The organism is Streptomyces bambusae, from assembly GCF_020532645.1.
In the GTDB taxonomy this organism is placed as follows: Bacteria; Actinomycetota; Actinomycetes; order Streptomycetales; family Streptomycetaceae; genus Streptomyces; species Streptomyces bambusae.
Genome location: NZ_JAJAUZ010000001.1, coordinates 153,402 through 171,018, shown reverse-complemented (window position 1 = coordinate 171,018; position 17,617 = coordinate 153,402). Strand labels below are relative to the sequence as shown.

Below are 17,617 nucleotides of genomic sequence, written 5' to 3'. Positions count from 1 at the left end.
TCCGTCCCAGGGGGGAACCCTCATGCACCACCCTCACCAGGCCCAGGTCTTCGACCCGCCCGCCGCGCCCGTACTGGAGCTGCAGCAGCTCAGCCGCGTGCACGGCAGCGGCGCCACCGAGGTGCACGCGCTGCGCGGCATCGACCTGGCCGTCCACCCCGGCGAGCTGGTCGCCGTCATGGGCCCGTCCGGATCCGGCAAGTCCACCCTGCTCACCCTCGCCGGCGGCCTCGACACCCCCACCGGCGGACGGGTGCTCGTCGAGGGCACCGACATCACCACCGCGAGCCGCAAGCAGCTGGCCGCCCTGCGCAGGCGCTCCATCGGCTACGTCTTCCAGGACTACAACCTGATCCCGGCCCTGACCGCCGCCGAGAACGTCGCCCTGCCCCTCGAACTCGACGGCACCTCCGCCCGCAAGGCCCGCGTCCAGGCGCTCGCCGCACTGGAGGAGATGAACCTGCCGCAGCTCGCCGACCGGTTCCCCGACGAGATGTCCGGCGGCCAGCAGCAGCGCGTGGCCATCGCCCGCGCCCTGGTCGGCAACCGCCGCCTGGTGCTCGCCGACGAGCCGACCGGCGCCCTGGACTCCGAGACCGGCGAATCCGTCCTCGGTCTGCTGCGGGCCCGCTGCGACGCGGGCGCCGCCGGCATCCTCGTCACCCACGAGCCCCGGTTCGCCGCCTGGGCGGACCGCGTCGTGTTCCTGCGCGACGGCCGCGTCGTCGACGAGACCCTGCGCACCGAGCCCGACTCGCTGCTCTCCGGGCGGGCGGGCGGCCGGTGAACTCCTGGTACCACTCCTGGATCGCCGCGATCCGGATAGCCCGCCGCGACGCCTGGCGCGCCAAGGGCCGCAGCCTGCTGGTCCTCGCCATGATCGCGCTGCCGATCGTCGGCGTCAGCGGCCTGAGCCTGACCCTGCGCAGCGCCGAACCGTCCACCGTGCAGATGCTGGACCGCGCCCTCGGCGCGGCCGATGCCCGGCTCACCGGCACCTCCGCCGGGCCGCTCTACCAGGACCCGCGGGCCGACAACTTCGCCCCGGTCGGCGGCTACAACGACGACTGGACCCCGGACAAGGCCACCCCGGCATCGGCGAAGGCGGCGCTGCCGCCCGGCGCCCGGCTGGTCGAAGAGGTCGTGTCCGACGCCAAGCTGCGCACCCGGCACGGCCTGCTCAACGCCGCCGTCAGCGAGTTCGACCCCACCGACCCGCTGGTCAAGGGGCTGGTCACGCTCGACCGCGGCCGCTTCGCGCAGAAGGCCGGCGAGGTCGCCGCGAGCACCGCCTTCCTGGAGGAGTCCGGCCTGTACGTCGGCTCCAAGGTGGTGGCCCGCGGGCTGGACCGGCCGTTCACCATCACCGGCGCGTACGAAATGCCCGGCGACCTGAAGACCAGCGCGCTGATCGCCCCGGCCGGCAGCTTCCACGCCCCGCTCGGCAAGGCGCTCGTCGCCGCCGGCCTGAGCAGGCCTGGCACCAGCACCAACAACTTCGTCGGCATCGACGGCGGTTTCACGTGGAACATGGTCCAGGCGGCCAACGCCAAGGGCTTCCTGGTCACCTCGCGCTCCGTCGTCCTCGACCCGCCCGCCGACTCCGAGGTGCCGTACTACCGGCAGGAGAACAGGAGCTGGCAGGAAAGCGCGCTCAGCCGGACCGCCGACCTGGCCGCCGCGGCCACCATCGTCGGCCTCGCCATGCTGGAGATCTGCCTGCTGGCCGGGCCCGCCTTCGCGGTCGGCGCCCGCCGCTCGCGCCGCCAGCTCGGCCTGGTCGGCGCCAACGGCGGCGACCGCAAGCACATCCGGGCGATCGTGCTCTCCGGCGGCCTGGTCATCGGCACCGCCGCGGCCGTCATCGGCACCGCGCTGGGAATCGCCCTCACCCTCGGACTGCGGTCGGTGCTGGAGCAGTACATGGGCACCCGCTGGCCCGACTTCGACGTCCGGCCGCTGGAACTCCTGGGCATCGGCGCCCTCGCCGTCCTGACCGGCCTGCTGGCCGCGATCGCGCCCGCCGTCACCGCCTCCCGCCAGTCCGTCCTCGCCTCGCTCACCGGCCGCCGCGGCGTCCGCAAGGCCGGCCGGGTGCTGCCCGTCATCGGCCTGATCGCCATCGCCCTGGGCACCGCCCTCGCCCTGTACGGCACCACCACCGGGCTGGGCTTCAGCGTGGTCGCGGCCGGCAGCGCCGTCGCCGAACTGGGCATCGTGGCCCTGACCCCGGTCCTGGTCGGCGCGTTCGGCCGGCTCGGCCGGCTGCTGCCGCTGTCGCCGCGGCTCGCGCTGCGCGACGCCGTCCGCAACCGGGCCCGTACCGCCCCCGCCGTGGCCGCCGTGCTCGCCGCCGTCGCCGGCACCGTCGCCGTGGCCACCTACCAGGAGAGCCGGGACGTCGAGCACCGGGCCGCCTACACCGCCGAACTGCCCGCCGGCACCGGCAAGGCGATGTCCCAGGACTCCACCGACGTCCGCGAGATCCCGGCCGTCCGGGAGGCCGTCTCCAAGGAACTCCCGGTGGGCGTCCGCGCCGACGTCGACCGGATCGCCGTCGGCCGCCCCGACTGCGACCGCTACACCGGCCGCGAGGGCTGCGGGAACGTCGAAGTCCTCGTCCCCAAGGGGCAGGAGTGCCCGCTGTGGGAGAGCGAGGGCGGCCCCGAGTCCTTCACCAAGGCCGAGCGCAAGAAGTTCAACGACGACTGGCGCTGCATGTCCATGGGCGGCTGGGCGCAGCACGAGGTGGCCGTCGCCGACGAGAAGCTGCTGGCCGTCCTGGGCATCGAGGACCCGGGGGCGGTGCGCGCCCTGAAGGCGGGCACGCCGGTCGCCTTCGAGCGGAAGGCCGTCAAGGACGGCAAGGTCACCCTCCTGAAGATCACCGACATGGAACGGGTCGACCAGGCCCGGTCGAAGCGGCAGGAGCCGCCGGGCGAGCGCCGGACGTACGCGGTGTACGAGGCGCTGGACGCCAAGTCCTGGGGCGTGAAGCTGATCCTGCCCCCGGCGACGGCGAAGGCCGCCGGCTACAAGACCGTGCCGCAGGGCTCGTACTTCACGCTGGAGCGCAGCCCCTCGTCGGTCGAACGGCAGCGTCTGGACGGCGCGTTCGACAAGATGGGCGCCGACCCGGAGTTCTACGTCGAGAACGGCTACACCAGCGAGAACAGCCTGATCCTGCTGGCCCTGGCGCTGTTCGCCGGGCTCGTGACGATCGGTGCGGCCGGCATCGCGACCGGGCTGGCCCAGGCCGACGCCGAGGCCGACCTGAAGACCCTCGCGGCCGTCGGCGCACCCCCGCGGGTACGCCGCACCCTGAGCGGCTTCCAGTGCGGTGTGGTCGCCGCGATGGGCGTGCTGCTCGGCTCCGCCGCGGGCATACTGCCGGCGTTCGGCCTGCGGCTGAACGAGCGTCGCGAGCAGATGGAATGGTTCCGGGAGGCCACCGACAACGGCTACGCGCAGGGGCTGCAGGTCCCGTACGTGCCGGTCGTGGTGCCCTGGGGCACCCTCGGACTGCTGCTCGTGGCGGTCCCGGTGGGCGCGGCGGTGCTCGCGGCCCTGGTGACCCGCTCCAGCGGGGCCATGGCCCGCCGGGCGGCCGCCTGACGGCACCCCCGGCCGGCCGGGGCGGTCCGGGGCGGGCGTAGGGCGGGCGTAGGGCGCTCCCGGGCACGCTCCGGCGCGACCGGCGCACGATCGGTGCCCCCGTGCAGGGTGGATCACACCCGCACGGGGGCACACCGTCTCTTGACGACGGTGTGCGAGAGAATGGCGGCATGGAGATGCCGAGGAGTGAACGGTCGCAGGACAGCCCCCCGCAGGTTCTGATCGTGGGCCAGGACGGGATGGCGGTCGGCGGCGCCGATGACGAGTCGCGCGAGGTCCCGGTGACGGAGATGGTCGAACAGCCCGCCAAGGTCATGCGGATCGGCAGCATGATCAAGCAGCTTCTGGAAGAAGTCCGAGCGGCTCCTCTCGACGAGGCCAGCCGGGTCCGGCTCAAGGACATCCACGCCAGCTCCGTGAAGGAGCTGGAGGACGGGCTCGCTCCCGAGCTCGTCGAGGAACTGGAGCGGCTGTCGCTCCCGTTCACGGACGAGGCGATCCCGTCCGAAGCGGAACTCAGGATCGCCCAGGCGCAGTTGGTCGGCTGGCTGGAAGGCCTGTTCCACGGCATCCAGACCGCCCTGTTCGCGCAGCAGATGGCCGCGCGGGCCCAGCTGGAGCAGATGCGCCGGGCCCTGCCGCCCGGCGCCGGGCACGACGACGAGGACGGGCACGGGCACGGCCCGGTCCGCTCGGGGCCGTACCTGTAACCGCTGCCGCACGCGCGCAACACATCACCGGGCCGGTGTCCGCCGAAGGGGCGGGTGCCGGCCCGGGGGCGTTTCCGGGGGTGTTTCCGGGGATGCGGCCCGGGCTGCTTCCGGGGCTTCTCCGGGAGGGGCGCCGGGGGCACGGGCGGGACGGTGCGCGCAGCCGGCGGTAAAGACGGGCTAAGTGGCCTCCCGGGGAAGCCGGATGGGGGACGCATACTCGTGCCATGACCTACGACGCGATCGTGCTGGCCGGCGGCGCGGCCCGGCGGCTCGGCGGGGCCGACAAGCCAGGGCTGAGCGTCGGCGGCCGCGCCCTGCTCGACCGGGTGCTCGACGCCTGCCGGGACGCCGCCACCACCGTCGTCGTCGGCGGCCGCCGGGCCACCGCCCGGCCCGTGGACTGGACCCGCGAGGAGCCGCCCGGCGGCGGCCCGCTCGCCGCCCTCGACGCCGGGCTGCGCCGCGTCACCGCCGACCGGGTGCTGGTGCTCTCCGCCGACCTGCCGTTCCTCGGCCCCGGCACCGTCCACACCCTGCTCGGCGCCCTGCACCGCGAAGCCGTCCTGCTCACCGACGCGGACGGCCGCGACCAGCCGCTGGTCGCCGCCTACCGGGCCGAGCCGCTGCGCCGCGAACTCGCCCTGATCGCCGCCGAACACGGCACCCTGTACGGCCTCCCGCTGCGACTGCTCGTCGAGGGCCTGGAGCTGGACCGCACCGCGGCCGGCAGTCCGCTGGCGTCCTTCGACTGCGACACCTGGGAAGATCTCGCCGCCGCCCGCGCCCGGATCAGAGAGCATGGACACGTGCTGGACGAATGGATCACCGCAGTCAAGAACGAGCTCGGCATCGACCTCGACGTCGACATCCCCGCCCTGCTCGACCTCGCCCGCGACGCCGCGCACGGCGTCGCCCGCCCCGCCGCCCCGCTGACCACCTTCCTGGTGGGCTACGCAGCGGCCCAGGGCGGCCTGTCCCTGGAGGAGGCCACCCGCAAGGCAGCCGCCCTCGCCAACCGCTGGGCCGCCGAGTCCGGGCCCGGCTCGGGATGAACCCCCCGCCGGGCCGGGACGCAGCACCCCGAGGCCACCGAACCGCCCAGGACACGGAGAACCCCATGCCGGTCGTGAACCCCGCCGGGCCCGCCCCGGGCCCGGCCGAACCCGGCGGGACCGCCGAGTCCGCCGTCCTGGAGGCGCTGGCCCTGCTCGGCCCGGGCCCGGCCGAGGTCCGGCCCGCCCCGGCCGCCGCGGTGCACCGGGCGGCCGCCTGGCCCGAGGCCCGGCGGACCGCCGCGCTGGCCGGTGCCACCGACCCGGCCGCGCCCGCCCGGGCCCCCCTGGCCAAGGCCCTCGGCCGGGTGCTCGCCGCCCCGCTGTCGGCCCTGACCGACCTGCCGTCCTTCGACACCTCCGCCATGGACGGCTGGGCCGTAGCCGGCCCCGGGCCGTGGACGGTCCAGGACGGCGGTCAGGTGCTCGCCGGCGGCGCCCGGACCGTGCCGCTGGCCGACGGGGAGGCCGTGCGGATCGCCACCGGCGCCAGGGTCCCCGCCGACACCACCGCCGTCATCCGCAGCGAGCACGCCCGTACCGACGCCAAGGGCCGGCTGTACGCCGACCGGGCGGTCCTCACCGGCCAGGACATCCGGCCGCGCGGCCAGGAGTGCCGTTCCGGCGACCGGCTGCTGCCCGCCGGCACGCCCGTCACCCCCGCCGTCCTCGGTCTGGCCGCCGCCGCCGGGTACGACGAGCTGGAGGTGCTGCCGCGGCCGCGCGTCGAGATCCTCGTCCTCGGTGACGAGCTCCTCGCCGAAGGGCTGCCGCACGAGGGCCTGATCCGCGACGCCCTCGGCCCGATGATCGGCCCCTGGCTGGCCGCGCTGGGCGCCGAGACCGTGGCCACCCGCCGGCTCGGCGACGACGCCGACGCCCTGCACCGGGCCGTCACCCGCTCCACCGCCGACCTGGTCGTCACCACCGGCGGCACCGCCTCCGGCCCCGTGGACCACGTCCACCCCGTGCTGGCCCGGACGGGCGCCGAACTCCTCGTGGACGGCGTGGCCGTACGGCCCGGACACCCGATGCTGCTGGCCCGGCTGGGCCCCGGCAGGCACCTGGTCGGGCTGCCCGGCAACCCGCTGGCCGCCGTCTCCGGGCTGCTCACCCTCGCCGAGCCGCTGCTGCGGGTCCGCGCGGGCCTGGCACCCCGGCCCCGGTACACGCTCCCGGTCCGCGAGGAGGTCCAGGGCCACCCGCACGACACCCGGCTGGTCCCGGTGACCCTGCACGCCGAGTACGCCGTACCGCTGCGCTACCACGGACCCGCGATGCTCCGCGGGATCGCCGCCGCGGACGCGCTGGCCGTCGTACCGCCGCACGGGGCACGGGCCGGGCAGGAACTGGAGGTTCTCGAACTGCCCTGGGCAGCGGGAGGATGTTTCACGTGAAACTGCCCGGACATGACGCGATGGCCCGACAGGCCGACGAAAGCCTTGCCTCCCGGCGGGTCAAACTCCCCAAGCGGGTGGTCGAACGGCCGCTCCGGCAGGTCACCAAGCGGCTGCTGCTGGCGCTGATGGTGCTCTTCGCGACCGTGCTGATCGTCTGGCTCGACCGCGAGGGCTACCACGACAACGCGAACGAGAAGGTCGACTTCCTCGACTGCGTCTACTACGCCACGGTGACCCTGTCGACGACCGGATACGGCGACATCGTCCCGTACAGCGACAGTGCACGTCTGATGAACATCCTGCTGATCACTCCCCTCAGGGTGCTGTTCCTGATCATCCTGGTCGGCACCACCCTGGAGGTCCTCACCGAGCGGACCCGGGAGGAGTGGCGGCTGAACCGCTGGAGGAACCAGTTGCGGGAACACACCGTCGTCGTCGGCTTCGGCACCAAGGGGCGTTCGGCGCTCCAGACGCTGCTGGCGACCGGGCTGAAGAAGGAGTCCGTGGTCATCGTCGACCCGAGCTCCAAGGTCATCGACGTGGCCAACGCGGAGGGGTTCACCGGCGTCGTCGGCGATGCCACCCGCTCCGATGTCCTGCTGCGCGCCGAGCTCCAGAAGGCCCGTCAGGTCATCATCGCCACCCAGCGCGACGACACCGCGGTCCTGGTCACGCTGACGGCCCGCCAGCTCAACCGCGGGGCGAAGATCGTGGCGGCGGTCCGCGAGGAGGAGAACGCCCCACTGCTGCGGCAGTCGGGCGCCGACGCCGTCATCACCAGCGCCAGCGCCGCCGGCCGGCTGCTGGGCCTGTCCGTGCTGAGCCCCAGCGCGGGCGCGGTCATGGAGGACCTGATCCAGCAGGGCAGCGGGCTCGACATGTTGGAGCGGCCGGTCACCAAGGCGGAGGCGGGCCGCGGGGTGCGGGAGATCGACGACCTCGTGGTCAGCGTGGTCCGCGGCCACCGGCTGATCCCGTACGACGATGCCCACCTGGGCAAGCTCCAGTTGACGGACCGTGTGATCGTGATCGTACGGGCGGCCCCGCCCGCGGCAACGCTCGGACCGGCGGCCGAGTAGGCCTTCACCGCTCGCGTACGCTCCGGGCCATGCATGCGATCACGATTCCCCAGCCCGGTGGCCCGGAGGCCCTGGTGTGGGCGGAGGTCCCCGATCCGGTGCCCGGTGACGGTGAAGTCCTGGTGGAGGTCGCGGCGAGCGCCGTGAACCGCGCCGACCTGCTCCAGCGGCAGGGCTTCTACGACCCGCCGCCCGGCACGTCCCCGTACCCGGGTCTGGAGTGCTCGGGGCGCATCACGGCGCTGGGCCCGGGGGTCACCGGGTGGGCCGTGGGCGACGAGGTGTGCGCGCTGCTGGTGGGCGGCGGCTATGCGGAGCAGGTCGTGGTGCCGGCGGGGCAGCTGCTGCCGGTGCCGGCGGGGGTCGGCCTGGTCGAGGCGGCCGCGCTGCCGGAGGTGGCCTGCACGGTCTGGTCGAACGTGTTCATGATCGCGCACCTGCGGCCGGGGGAGACGTTCCTGGTGCACGGCGGGGCCAGCGGGATCGGGACGATGGCCGTCCAGCTGGCGAAGGCGGTCGGGGCGCGGGTGCTGGTCACCGCCGGCGGCAAGGAGAAGCTGGCGCGCTGCGCGGAGTTGGGGGCGGACGTCCTCATCGACTACCGGGAGCAGGACTTCGTCGAGGAGGTGCGGGCGGCGACCGGCGGGGCCGGGGCCGACGTCATCCTCGACATCATCGGAGCGAAGTACCTCGACCGGAACGTGAAGGCGCTGGCGCGGAACGGGCGGCTCGCGATCATCGGGCTGCAGGGCGGGCGCAGGGGCGAGATCGATCTGGCGGCGCTGCTGGCCAAGCGGGCGGCGATCACCGCGACGACGCTGCGGGCCCGTCCGCTGGAGGAGAAGGCGGCCATCGTGGGGGCTGTGCGGGAGCACGTGTGGCCGCTGGTCGAGGCGGGGCGGGTGCGGCCGGTGGTGCATGAGGTGTTGCCGTTTGCCGAGGCGGCCGAGGCGCACCGGATCGTCGAGGCCAGTGCGCACGTGGGGAAGGTGCTGCTGGCGCGCTGACGGGTCTGGATGCCGCCCGGCCGGGCAGGAAACTGCGCGGCCGGGCAGCAGGATCACAGCGTGCGCAGCAGGACTGCCGGGTTCTCTATGCAGTCCGCCACGTGGCGGAGGAAACCGCCCGCGGTGCCGCCGTCGCAGACCCGGTGGTCGAAGGTGAAGGAGAGCTGGACGACCTGGCGGACGGCCAGCTCGCCTTCGTGGACCCACGGCTTGGGGACGATGCGGCCGACCCCCAGCATGGCGGCCTCGGGGTGGTTGAGGATCGGGGTCGAGCCGTCCACTCCGAAGACGCCGTAGTTGTTCAGGGTGAAGGTGCCGCCGGTCAGGTCCGCGGGGGCGAGCTTGCCGGTGCGGGCCAGGTCCGTGAGGCGGGCGAACTCGGCGGACAGCGCCTCCGGGTTCATGGTGTGCGCGTCGCGGACCACGGGTACGACCAGGCCGCGCTCGGTCTGGGCGGCGAAGCCCAGGTGGACGGCGGGCAGCCGGACGATCTCGTTGGCCGCGAGGTCCACCGTGGAGTTCAGCTCGGGGTACTTCGCCAGGGCCGCGGTGCAGATCCGGGCCAGCAGCGCCAGCACCGAGATCTTCGGTCCGCCCACCGCGTTCAGGGCGGCGCGCGCGGCCATCAGCTCGGTGGCGTCGGCGTCCACCCAGCAGGTGGCGTCCGGGATCTCCCGGCGGCTGCGCGACAGCTTCTCCGCGACGGCACCGCGCAGGCCCTTGAGCGGGATCCGCTCGCCGGCCGCGGCCGGGGCGGCGGCCGCCGGCTGCGGGGCCGTGACGGGCGCCTTCAGCGCCGCCTCGACGTCCGCCCGCATGATCAGGCCCTCGGGACCGCTGCCGGACAGGGCCCGCAGGTCGATCCCGTTGTCCCGGGCCAGCTTGCGGACCAGCGGGGAGATCACCGCGACGGGAGCCGTGGCGAGCACGTCCGAGACGGCGGCCGGGACCGCCACCACCGGTGCGGGCGCCGGAGCAGCGGGTGCCGGAGCGGCCGGGGCAGGCGCGGCCGGCGCCCCCGTCGGGCGGATGCGCCGGCGGCGGGCCGGGCGGGAGTGGTCCGTGCCGTAGCCGACGAGGACGTTGCCCGAGCCGGACTCGGCCGGGGCCTCGGCCTCGGCGGCGCCGGGGGCGCCCACCGCCACGGTGATCAGCGGTGCGCCGACCGGCAGTTCGGTGCCCTCCTCGCCGAAGCGGGCGGTCACCACCCCGCCGTACGGGCAGGGCACCTCGACCATCGCCTTGGCCGTCTCGACCTCGACGACCGGCTGGTCGATCTCGACCACGTCGCCGACGTCGACCAGCCAGCGGACGATCTCCGCCTCGGTGAGGCCTTCGCCGAGGTCGGGCAGCTTGAACTCAAAGACCTGGGGCATCAGTTCTCCCACTGGAGACGGGCCACCGCGTCCAGGATGCGGTCCACGCCGGGCAGGTGGTGCTTCTCCAGCATCGGCGGCGGGTACGGGATGTCGAAGCCCGCCACGCGCAGCACCGGGGCCTCCAGGTGGTGGAAGCAGCGCTCGGTGATCCGGGCGGCTATCTCCCCGCCCGGGCCGCCGAAACCGGTCGACTCGTGCACGACCACCGCACGCCCGGTCCGGCGGACCGACGCGGCGACGGTGTCCTCGTCGAACGGCACGAGCGAGCGCAGGTCCACGACCTCCAGGTCCCAGCCCTCCTCCCGGGCGGCCTCCGCCGCCTCCAGGCAGACCGGCACCGACGGACCGTACGTGATCAGCGTGGCACTGGCGCCCTGGCGGCGCACCGCCGCACTGCCGATCGGGCCCACGGCCGTCGGCGCCTCCGGGTTCCAGTCGGCCTTGGACCAGTAGAGCCGCTTGGGCTCCATGAAGATCACCGGGTCGTCGGAGGCGATCGAGGCCCGCATCAGGCCGTATGCGTCCTCGACGGTCGCCGGGGTCACGACGTGCAGGCCGGGGGTGGCCATGTAATACGCCTCGGAGGAGTCGCTGTGGTGCTCGACGCCGCCGATGCCGCCGCCGTAGGGCACGCGGATGGTGATCGGCAGCGGCATCGCGCCGCGGGTCCGGTTGCGCATCTTCGCGACATGGCTGAACAGCTGCTCGAACGCCGGGTAGGCGAACGCGTCGAACTGCATCTCGACCACCGGGCGCAGCCCGTACATGGCCATGCCGACTGCGGTGCCGAGGATTCCGGCCTCCGCGAGCGGGGTGTCCGTACAGCGGTCCTCGCCGAACTCCTTGGCCAGGCCGTCGGTGATGCGGAAGACGCCGCCGAGGGTGCCGACGTCCTCGCCCATCAGGTGGACGGTCGGGTCCTCGGCCATGGCGTCGCGCAGGGCCCGGTTGAGGGCCTGGGCCATGGTCGCGGGCTTGGCCGCGGTGGCGGTCGCCATCACTGCTCCTCGGCTTCCAGCTCGGCGCGCAGCAGCGCGGCCTGCTCGCGGAGCTGTCCGGTCTGCTCCGCGTACACGTGCGTGAAGAGGTCCATCGGGTCGAGCACCGGCTCGGCGTTCATCGCGTCGCGGAGGTCGGACGCCATGGCGTCGGCCGCGTCGCGGGCCGCCTGTATGCCCTCGTCGTCGAGGTGTCCGCGCTGCGTCAACTCGCGCTCCAGCAGGAGGATCGGGTCGTGCGCACGCCAGGCCTCGACCTCGGCGTCGGTGCGGTAGCGGGTCGCGTCGTCGGCGTTGGTGTGCGCCTCCATGCGGTACGTCACGGCCTCGATGAGGGTGGGGCCGCCGCCGGCGCGCGCCTTCGCGACCGCCTCGGACAGCACCTCGTGCATCGCGGCGACGTCGTTGCCGTCGACGAGGCGGCCCGGCATGCCGTACCCGACGGCCTTGTGGGCCAGGGAGGGCGCCGCGGTCTGCTTGGCGAGCGGCACGGAGATCGCGAAGCCGTTGTTCTGGACCAGGAAGACCACCGGGGCCTGCCAGACGGCGGCGAAGTTCAGCGCCTCGTGGAAGTCGCCCTCGCTGGTGCCGCCGTCGCCGATCATGGCGAGTGCGACCACGTCGTCGCCCTTGAGGCGGGCCGCGTGGGCGAGGCCGACGGCGTGCGGCAGCTGGGTGGCGAGCGGGGTGCTCAGCGGGGCGATCCGGCATTCGCGCGGGTCGTAGCCGGTGTGCCAGTCGCCGCGCAGCAGGGTGAGGGCCTGCACGGGGTCGAGGCCGCGGGCGACCGCGGCGAGGGTGTCGCGGTAGCTGGGGAAGAGCCAGTCCTGCTCCTCCAGCACGGCGGCGGCGGCGATCTCGCACGCCTCCTGTCCGACGGTGGAGGGATAGACGGCCAGTCGGCCCTGCCGGGTCAGTGCGGTGGCCTGAGCGTTGTACCGGCGGCCGCGGACGAGTTCCGCGTACAGCCGGCGCATCAGGTCGGGGTCGAGGCGGTCCGCCGCCGGGGTGCCGAGGACCCGGTGGGGCTCGGCATCCGGGAGCAGCGGCGCGGCGTCGATGCGCGGCCTCCAGGCGGGCGGCGGGGTGGGGCGGTAGTCCGCACCGGCACCGGGCAGCTCTTGGACCGTCATGGCGGCGTACACCTCCTCGTGGGAAGCGGGCAGGGCAGCGCGCACGGGTGTGAGGCGCCTCACCTACCGATTGTTCGGTCGTGGGCGCATTTTGGCTACAGGCGGCTTCAGGCTGTGGACAAACGGAAATCCACGGCCTGAGATGGGTGCAGGACGTCCAGGACAGGGAGGCCGGGGGCCATGACGGATGAACAAATGGCCGTGGCGGCGGGCAGCGGGCCGGAGGCTCCGCTGCCCGTTCCCGCGCCGGACGCCCCGGCTCCGGTCGCTCCGCCGCGCCCGCTGGACGCCATCGACCGGTCGATCCTCCAGATGCTGCAGAGCGACGGGCGGGCCTCCATACGCTCGGTGGCCGAGCGGGTGCACGTCTCCCGGGCGAACGCGTACGCGCGGATCAACCGGCTGATCGACGACGGGGTGATCCGCGGGTTCTCGGCCCGGGTGAACCACGAGCGGGCCGGACAGGGCGCGTCCGCGTACATCACGCTGCGGATCGTGCAGAACTCCTGGCGGACCGTGCGCGAGCAGCTCCAGGAGCTGCCGGGCGCCGCACACATCGCGCTGGTCAGCGGTGATTTCGACGTGCTGCTGCTGGTGCACACGCCGGACAACCGGACGCTGCGGGAGCTGGTCCTGACGCGGCTGCAGGCGATCCCCGAGGTGCTGTCGACCCGCACCCTGCTGGTCTTCGAGGAGACCGATCTGGACCCGTTCACGGGCGGCTGACCGAAACGGTTCACCGGGGCCGGGACCCGGTCCGGTCCGGGTCCGACCGGGTCCGGGTCCGGGTCCGGGTCCGGGACCGGCCCGGGGCCTCACACCCGCCCCAGTCCGTCCTCCTCCACCCGCCGCGCCAGGTCGATCTTCGTATAGGTGGGCCGGCCGGCCTCCTGGTACTTCTCCTTCACCCGGTCGAGGTACCACTTCGCCGTGTTCACGCTGATCCCGGCGCGCCGTGCGGTCGCCTTGAGGGTCAGTCCCGACGCGTAGTCGAGCAGCACCTCCAGCTCGCGCGGGGCCAGCTGGGGACGGCACGGACCGGCGTCGTAGGCCCAGGCGAAGGCCAGCTCGGCGCTGTGCGCGGTGCCGCCGCCGGCGATCGTGCAGACCGCGTGGGTCAGCGTCTCCAGCGAGTGGTCCTTGGTGAGGTAGCCGTCCGCCCCGGCCGCCACCGCCGACACGATCCGGGTCCGGTCGGCGACCGTGCTGACCACCAGGACCCGGCTGCCGGCCGCCCGGAGCCTTCGTACGTTGTCCTCGGCGCGCGAGTCGTCGCGCAGCACCAGGTCGAGCAGGACCACCTCGGCGGGCGGCCCGGGCAGCGCGAGCAGCGCGTCCACGGTCGGCTCGGCGGCGACCAGGCGCAGCCGGTCCGCCCCGGCCAGCCAGGAGCGCAGGCCCTCGCGGAGCATCCGGTCGTCGTCCACGAGCGACACGGTGATCATGCGGGCCACCGCAGTTCGACCCGGGTGCCCTCGCCGGGCGCGCTGTCCACCTCGGAGCGCCCGCCGGCCGCGGCGAGCCGTACGTGGATGGACCGGCGCAGCCCCGTGCCCGTGCAGGTGCCGGCGGGCGCGGACGCGCCGGTGCCGGCCGGTGCCGCGGCCGGGTCGAAGCCGGCGCCGCGGTCCACGACCGTCACCCGGACGGCCCCGTCGGGTCCGGTGCCGGTGGCGGTCAGGTAGGCGTGCCCGGTCCCGGCGTGCCGCCGTACGTTGTTCAGCGCCTCGGTGACCGCGGCGGCCAGCGCGGCCGCGACCGGGCCGGGGACCTCCGGTACCGCGTGGTACTGGGCGGTCACCTTCAGCCCCAGGCATTCGGCGGACCGCACCGCCTCCTCCAGGGCGGCCGTCACGGACACCTCCTCCGCCGCCGTCCGTTCCCCCGTCGCCGTCTGCGTTCTCATGTCCGGCCCCTCCCCAGGCCCCGGGTCCGCCGCCTGGTCCTCGACCTGCACCAGCCGCCGCAGGTAGGCGGCTTCCCGGGCGCAGCGCTCGCGGACCTGCGGCGCGTTGGCGTCGATCTGGCCGGAGGCGATCGTGGTCAGCGTCGCCAGCACGGTGTCGTGAAGGGCCCTGTGGTGTGCCATCCGCTCGGCCTGCCGGGCCCGCTGGGCCTCGGCGGAGACCGCCTTGGCCACCGCCGCGTCGAGCAGGGAGCCCTGGCGGCGCAGGTACCACCAGAAGACCCGGCACATCACGGCCGAGGCGGCGACCGAGTTGAGGTGCCGCAGGGTGCCGGGGTCGGGCAGCTGCCAGGTGCCGGCCATCCACAGGTCGGCCGCCAGCGGGGTCGCGAGCAGCAGGCCGACGGCGGCCGCTCCCCAGCGCACGCCGAGCGCGGTGCCGGCCGCGGCACTCGACGAGCCGCCGAGCAGGAACAGCCAGCCGTAGCCCGCGGCGTTCGCCCGTTCGGCCGGCGGTCCGTCGCCGGTGCCGCCGCCGGCCAGGGCCACCGCGACGAGCGGCAGCACGCAGCCGGTCAGCACCACGTCCGTCCACACCCAGCGGCGTGCGAACCAGCCGCGCCCGTGCGCCGTCGCGTAGAGCACGAGGCTCGATGCGACCGCGACGGCGAAAAGCCCCCAGGCCACCAGCCCCGAGCCGCTCGTGCGGTACGCCGCGGCCACCGCGCCCATCGTGAGGTGGCTGCCCCGGTACAGGGCCGTCGCGAGGATCATGAACCGCTGTGCCCGCTGCAGCCCCGATCCCACCGCCACCACAGCCTCTTCACTGAACACACCCCCCCGAAAGGGCGGGTACCGGTGGCTCAGTGGAACTCGCTACTTTCTCGACGTCAAGGACATGTCAGGACAGTTGTTTCAAGCCAGGAGGGCCCGTGGCGCAGACCGGTGTGCGGACCCCGCGGTTCGACGGCTGCCACGACTGCTCCTCCACCCAGCCCTGACCGCAGGAGGGCCGGCTGTCGGGCGACCTCAGGGGAGCCGCCCGCCACGAGGCCCCGGCTGCCCGGACCCCCGTCGGGCGGTCTGCGGTCCCGGGTGTGCCGTCACCGGTGCCGTCGGGCACCCCGTAGGCCTGTCGGCCCGGTGACGGCACACCCTCAGGGAGCGGTCCGGAGGCCGTCGAACGCGAGAGCGACGACGGCCTCCGCGACCTGCTCGGCGTCCTGGCCCGAGCCGGGGTGCGGCCGGTACCACTCGACCAGCGAGTTCACCATCCCGAAGAGCAGCCGGGTGGCCAGCCGGATGTCCGCGTCGGCCCGCAGGTCGCCCTCGGCCTGGGCGGCCCCCAGCAGGTCGGCGACCCGGTGGTCGAACTCGCGGCGGCGCTCCAGCGCCCAGCGCTCGGTGCGCGTGTTGCCGCGCACCCGCAGCAGCAGCGTCACGTACGGCAGTTCCGCGACCAGCACCTCGACCGTGCGCCGGGTGACGTACTCGACCCGCTCGATGGCCCGGCCGCGGACCGCACCCGCCTCGTCGAGGATCCCGAAGAGCCCGTCGAGCGCCCGGCTGACGGCCCGGCGCAGCAGCTCCTCCTTGCCCGCCACGTGGTGGTAGATCGAGGACTTGGAGATTCCGGCCGCCTTCGACAGGTGCTCCATCGACGTGCCGTCGTAGCCGCGCTCGTTGAACACCTCCACCGCCACCGTGAGCAGCGTCTCCGGGGTGTAGGTGTCCCGCCTGGCCGTCGTCACGCGCCGCTCTCCCCGTCGTCGGTGGTCTCCGTCTCGTCGGCGCCGGCCGCGTACCCGAGCCGGAACAGCGCCAGCGAGGGCGCGTACCGGCCGCCGGGGCAGCGCTCGTCGAGGTGGTGCAGCAGGTCGTACGCCCAGTCCTGGCCGAGGCGGTCGTGCCAGGCGCCGGGGCCGAGGGGGTAGTTGACGCCCAGCCGCATGGCGGTGTCGATGTCCTCGAAGGTGGCGGTGCCCTTGGCGACGGCGTCGGCGGCCAGGTCGATCAGCATGGCCACCGTACGGGCGACGATCATGCCGGGGACGTCGCCGATGATGCTGACCTTCTTGCCGAGCTTCTGGAACAGTCCGACGGCCTCGGCGAGGGTCTGCGGGTCGGTGTCCTCGGAGGCCGACAGCGCGATGCGGGTGGCGCCGCGGTAGTCGAGGGCGAGGTCGAAGTAGACGACGTCGGTGAACTCGACGGAGGTCTTGCCGTCGGCAGGCACCAGCTGGCCCTCGCCGGGCAGCTGGATGTACGGGCCGCCGGTGGGGGCCGTCGTGACGGCGATCCCGGCCTCCTCCATCAGCTCCACCAGGTCCGCGGCCGGTCCGAGGTCGCCGACGACGGTGACCTCGGCGGGGGCCTCCTCCGGGCCGGCCGTGTGCGGCTCGGGGACCTGCGCGCCGTCGCCGTACGGGTACCAGCCGCGGCCCGCCTTGCGGCCCAGCCGGCCGGACTGCACCAGGCGGCGCTGGGCGAGCGAGGGCAGGAACTTGGGGCTGTGGAAGAAGGACTCCCACACGGACCGGGTGACGGCCTCGTTGACGTCCTGGCCGATCAGGTCGGTCAGCTCGAACGGGCCCATCTTGAAACCGCCGCTCTCGCGGAGCACGGCGTCGATGGTGGCCGGGTCGGCGCCCTGCTCCTCGTACACCGCGAAGGCCTCGGCGTAGAAGGGGCGGGCGATCCGGTTGACGATGAAGCCGGGGGTGTCGGCGCAGCGCACCGGGGTCTTGCCCCAGCTGGCGACGGTGTCGTACGCGGTCCGCGCGGCCTCGGGGTCGGTGGCCGCGCCGCTGACCACCTCGACCAGCGGCAGCAGCGGGGCCGGGTTGAAGAAGTGCAGGCCGACGAACCGGCCGGGGTGCTTGAGCAGGGCGCCCAGCTCGGTGACCGACAGGCTGGAGGTGTTGGTGGCCAGCACGCAGTCCGGCGAAACCACCCCTTCGAGGGCCGCGAACAGCTCCTGCTTGATCCGGACGTCCTCGACGATCGCCTCGATCACCAGGGCGGCCGGGGCCAGGTCGGAGAGCTGCCGCACGGCCGTGAGGCGGGCCGTCGCGGCCTCGGCCTCCGCCGCGTCCAGCCGGCCCTTGGCGACGAGCCGGGCGACCCGGTCGCCGACCGCGGCCGCGCCCAGGTCGGCGCCGCCCTCCCGGGCGTCGTACAGCAGCACGCTGTGACCTGCGAGGAGGGCCACCTGGGCGATTCCCTGGCCCATGGTTCCGGCTCCGACGACCGCGACGGTCCCGGACCGCTCGATTCCTGTCATGGCCCCGATCCTCTCGCATCAGTTGTCCACAAGGAGCGGCAGGCCCTCTTGT

At 74.2% G+C, this 17,617-nt stretch carries 15 protein-coding genes; 8 read left to right on the top strand and 7 right to left on the bottom strand.

Annotated elements, in window-relative coordinates; all coding sequences use genetic code 11:
* Positions 1-22: 22 nt before the first annotated feature.
* The 7 genes from LG634_RS00790 (at position 23) to LG634_RS00760 (ending at position 8,866) form a co-directional block, all read left to right on the top strand.
* Entirely contained in the window at positions 23-787 is a 765-nt protein-coding gene (locus LG634_RS00790; RefSeq protein ID WP_226731566.1) for an ABC transporter ATP-binding protein, read from the top strand.
* Positions 784-3,615 (top strand): FtsX-like permease family protein, encoded by a 2,832-nt coding sequence (locus tag LG634_RS00785; protein WP_226731565.1) that lies wholly within the window; start codon positions 784-786, stop codon positions 3,613-3,615. The genes LG634_RS00790 and LG634_RS00785 overlap by 4 nt, the downstream gene beginning before the upstream one ends.
* A 170-nt stretch (positions 3,616-3,785) precedes the next feature.
* A complete protein-coding gene (locus tag LG634_RS00780) occupies positions 3,786-4,325 on the top strand; it encodes a bacterial proteasome activator family protein (protein ID WP_226731564.1) in 540 nt (179 codons plus the stop codon).
* A 227-nt stretch (positions 4,326-4,552) separates the two neighbouring features.
* The gene (locus tag LG634_RS00775; protein WP_226731563.1) at positions 4,553-5,380 is read left to right on the top strand and encodes an NTP transferase domain-containing protein; all 828 of its coding nucleotides are present in this window, start codon (positions 4,553-4,555) and stop codon (positions 5,378-5,380) included.
* Between the two features lie 65 nt (positions 5,381-5,445).
* Positions 5,446-6,777: a molybdopterin molybdotransferase MoeA gene (locus LG634_RS00770; RefSeq protein WP_226731562.1), complete on the top strand. Its 1,332-nt coding sequence runs from the start codon at positions 5,446-5,448 to the stop codon at positions 6,775-6,777.
* The gene (locus LG634_RS00765; RefSeq protein ID WP_226731561.1) at positions 6,765-7,859 is read left to right on the top strand and encodes a potassium channel family protein; all 1,095 of its coding nucleotides are present in this window, start codon (positions 6,765-6,767) and stop codon (positions 7,857-7,859) included. The genes LG634_RS00770 and LG634_RS00765 overlap by 13 nt, the downstream gene beginning before the upstream one ends.
* 29 nt (positions 7,860-7,888) lie before the next feature.
* Entirely contained in the window at positions 7,889-8,866 is a 978-nt protein-coding gene (locus LG634_RS00760) for an NAD(P)H-quinone oxidoreductase (RefSeq protein WP_226731560.1), read from the top strand.
* Positions 8,867-8,919: 53 nt separating this feature from the next.
* On the opposite strand, the gene LG634_RS00755 is transcribed toward LG634_RS00760, so the two are convergent.
* From LG634_RS00755 to pdhA, 3 genes are read right to left on the bottom strand one after another with little or no spacing between them, the layout of a single operon-like run.
* A complete protein-coding gene (locus tag LG634_RS00755; RefSeq protein WP_226731559.1) occupies positions 8,920-10,242 on the bottom strand; it encodes a dihydrolipoamide acetyltransferase family protein in 1,323 nt (440 codons plus the stop codon).
* Complete coding sequence (locus LG634_RS00750; protein ID WP_226731558.1) at positions 10,242-11,243, bottom strand: alpha-ketoacid dehydrogenase subunit beta; 1,002 nt, start codon at positions 11,241-11,243, stop codon at positions 10,242-10,244. The genes LG634_RS00755 and LG634_RS00750 overlap by 1 nt, the downstream gene beginning before the upstream one ends.
* Positions 11,243-12,376, bottom strand: coding sequence for a pyruvate dehydrogenase (acetyl-transferring) E1 component subunit alpha (pdhA, locus tag LG634_RS00745; protein ID WP_226731699.1), 1,134 nt, complete (start codon positions 12,374-12,376; stop codon positions 11,243-11,245). Before pdhA ends, LG634_RS00750 begins: the two co-directional genes overlap by 1 nt.
* A gap of 195 nt (positions 12,377-12,571) precedes the next feature.
* Between pdhA and LG634_RS00740 the strand changes: the two genes are divergently transcribed.
* Positions 12,572-13,102, top strand: coding sequence for an Lrp/AsnC family transcriptional regulator (locus tag LG634_RS00740; RefSeq protein ID WP_226731698.1), 531 nt, complete (start codon positions 12,572-12,574; stop codon positions 13,100-13,102).
* Between the two features lie 89 nt (positions 13,103-13,191).
* Here LG634_RS00740 and LG634_RS00735 read toward each other — a convergent pair whose 3' ends face one another.
* The 4 genes from LG634_RS00735 to LG634_RS00720 form a co-directional block, all read right to left on the bottom strand.
* A complete protein-coding gene (locus tag LG634_RS00735) occupies positions 13,192-13,821 on the bottom strand; it encodes a response regulator (RefSeq protein WP_226731557.1) in 630 nt (209 codons plus the stop codon).
* Positions 13,818-15,095, bottom strand: coding sequence for a sensor histidine kinase (locus tag LG634_RS00730; RefSeq protein WP_226731556.1), 1,278 nt, complete (start codon positions 15,093-15,095; stop codon positions 13,818-13,820). The genes LG634_RS00735 and LG634_RS00730 overlap by 4 nt, the downstream gene beginning before the upstream one ends.
* Positions 15,096-15,439: 344 nt before the next feature.
* Positions 15,440-16,033 carry a TetR/AcrR family transcriptional regulator gene (locus tag LG634_RS00725; protein WP_226731555.1) on the bottom strand — a complete coding sequence of 198 codons (594 nt, stop codon included), beginning with the start codon at positions 16,031-16,033 and terminating at the stop codon, positions 15,440-15,442.
* Positions 16,030-17,565, bottom strand: coding sequence for a 3-hydroxyacyl-CoA dehydrogenase (locus LG634_RS00720; RefSeq protein WP_226731554.1), 1,536 nt, complete (start codon positions 17,563-17,565; stop codon positions 16,030-16,032). Before LG634_RS00720 ends, LG634_RS00725 begins: the two co-directional genes overlap by 4 nt.
* Between the last annotated feature and the right edge of the window lie 52 nt (positions 17,566-17,617).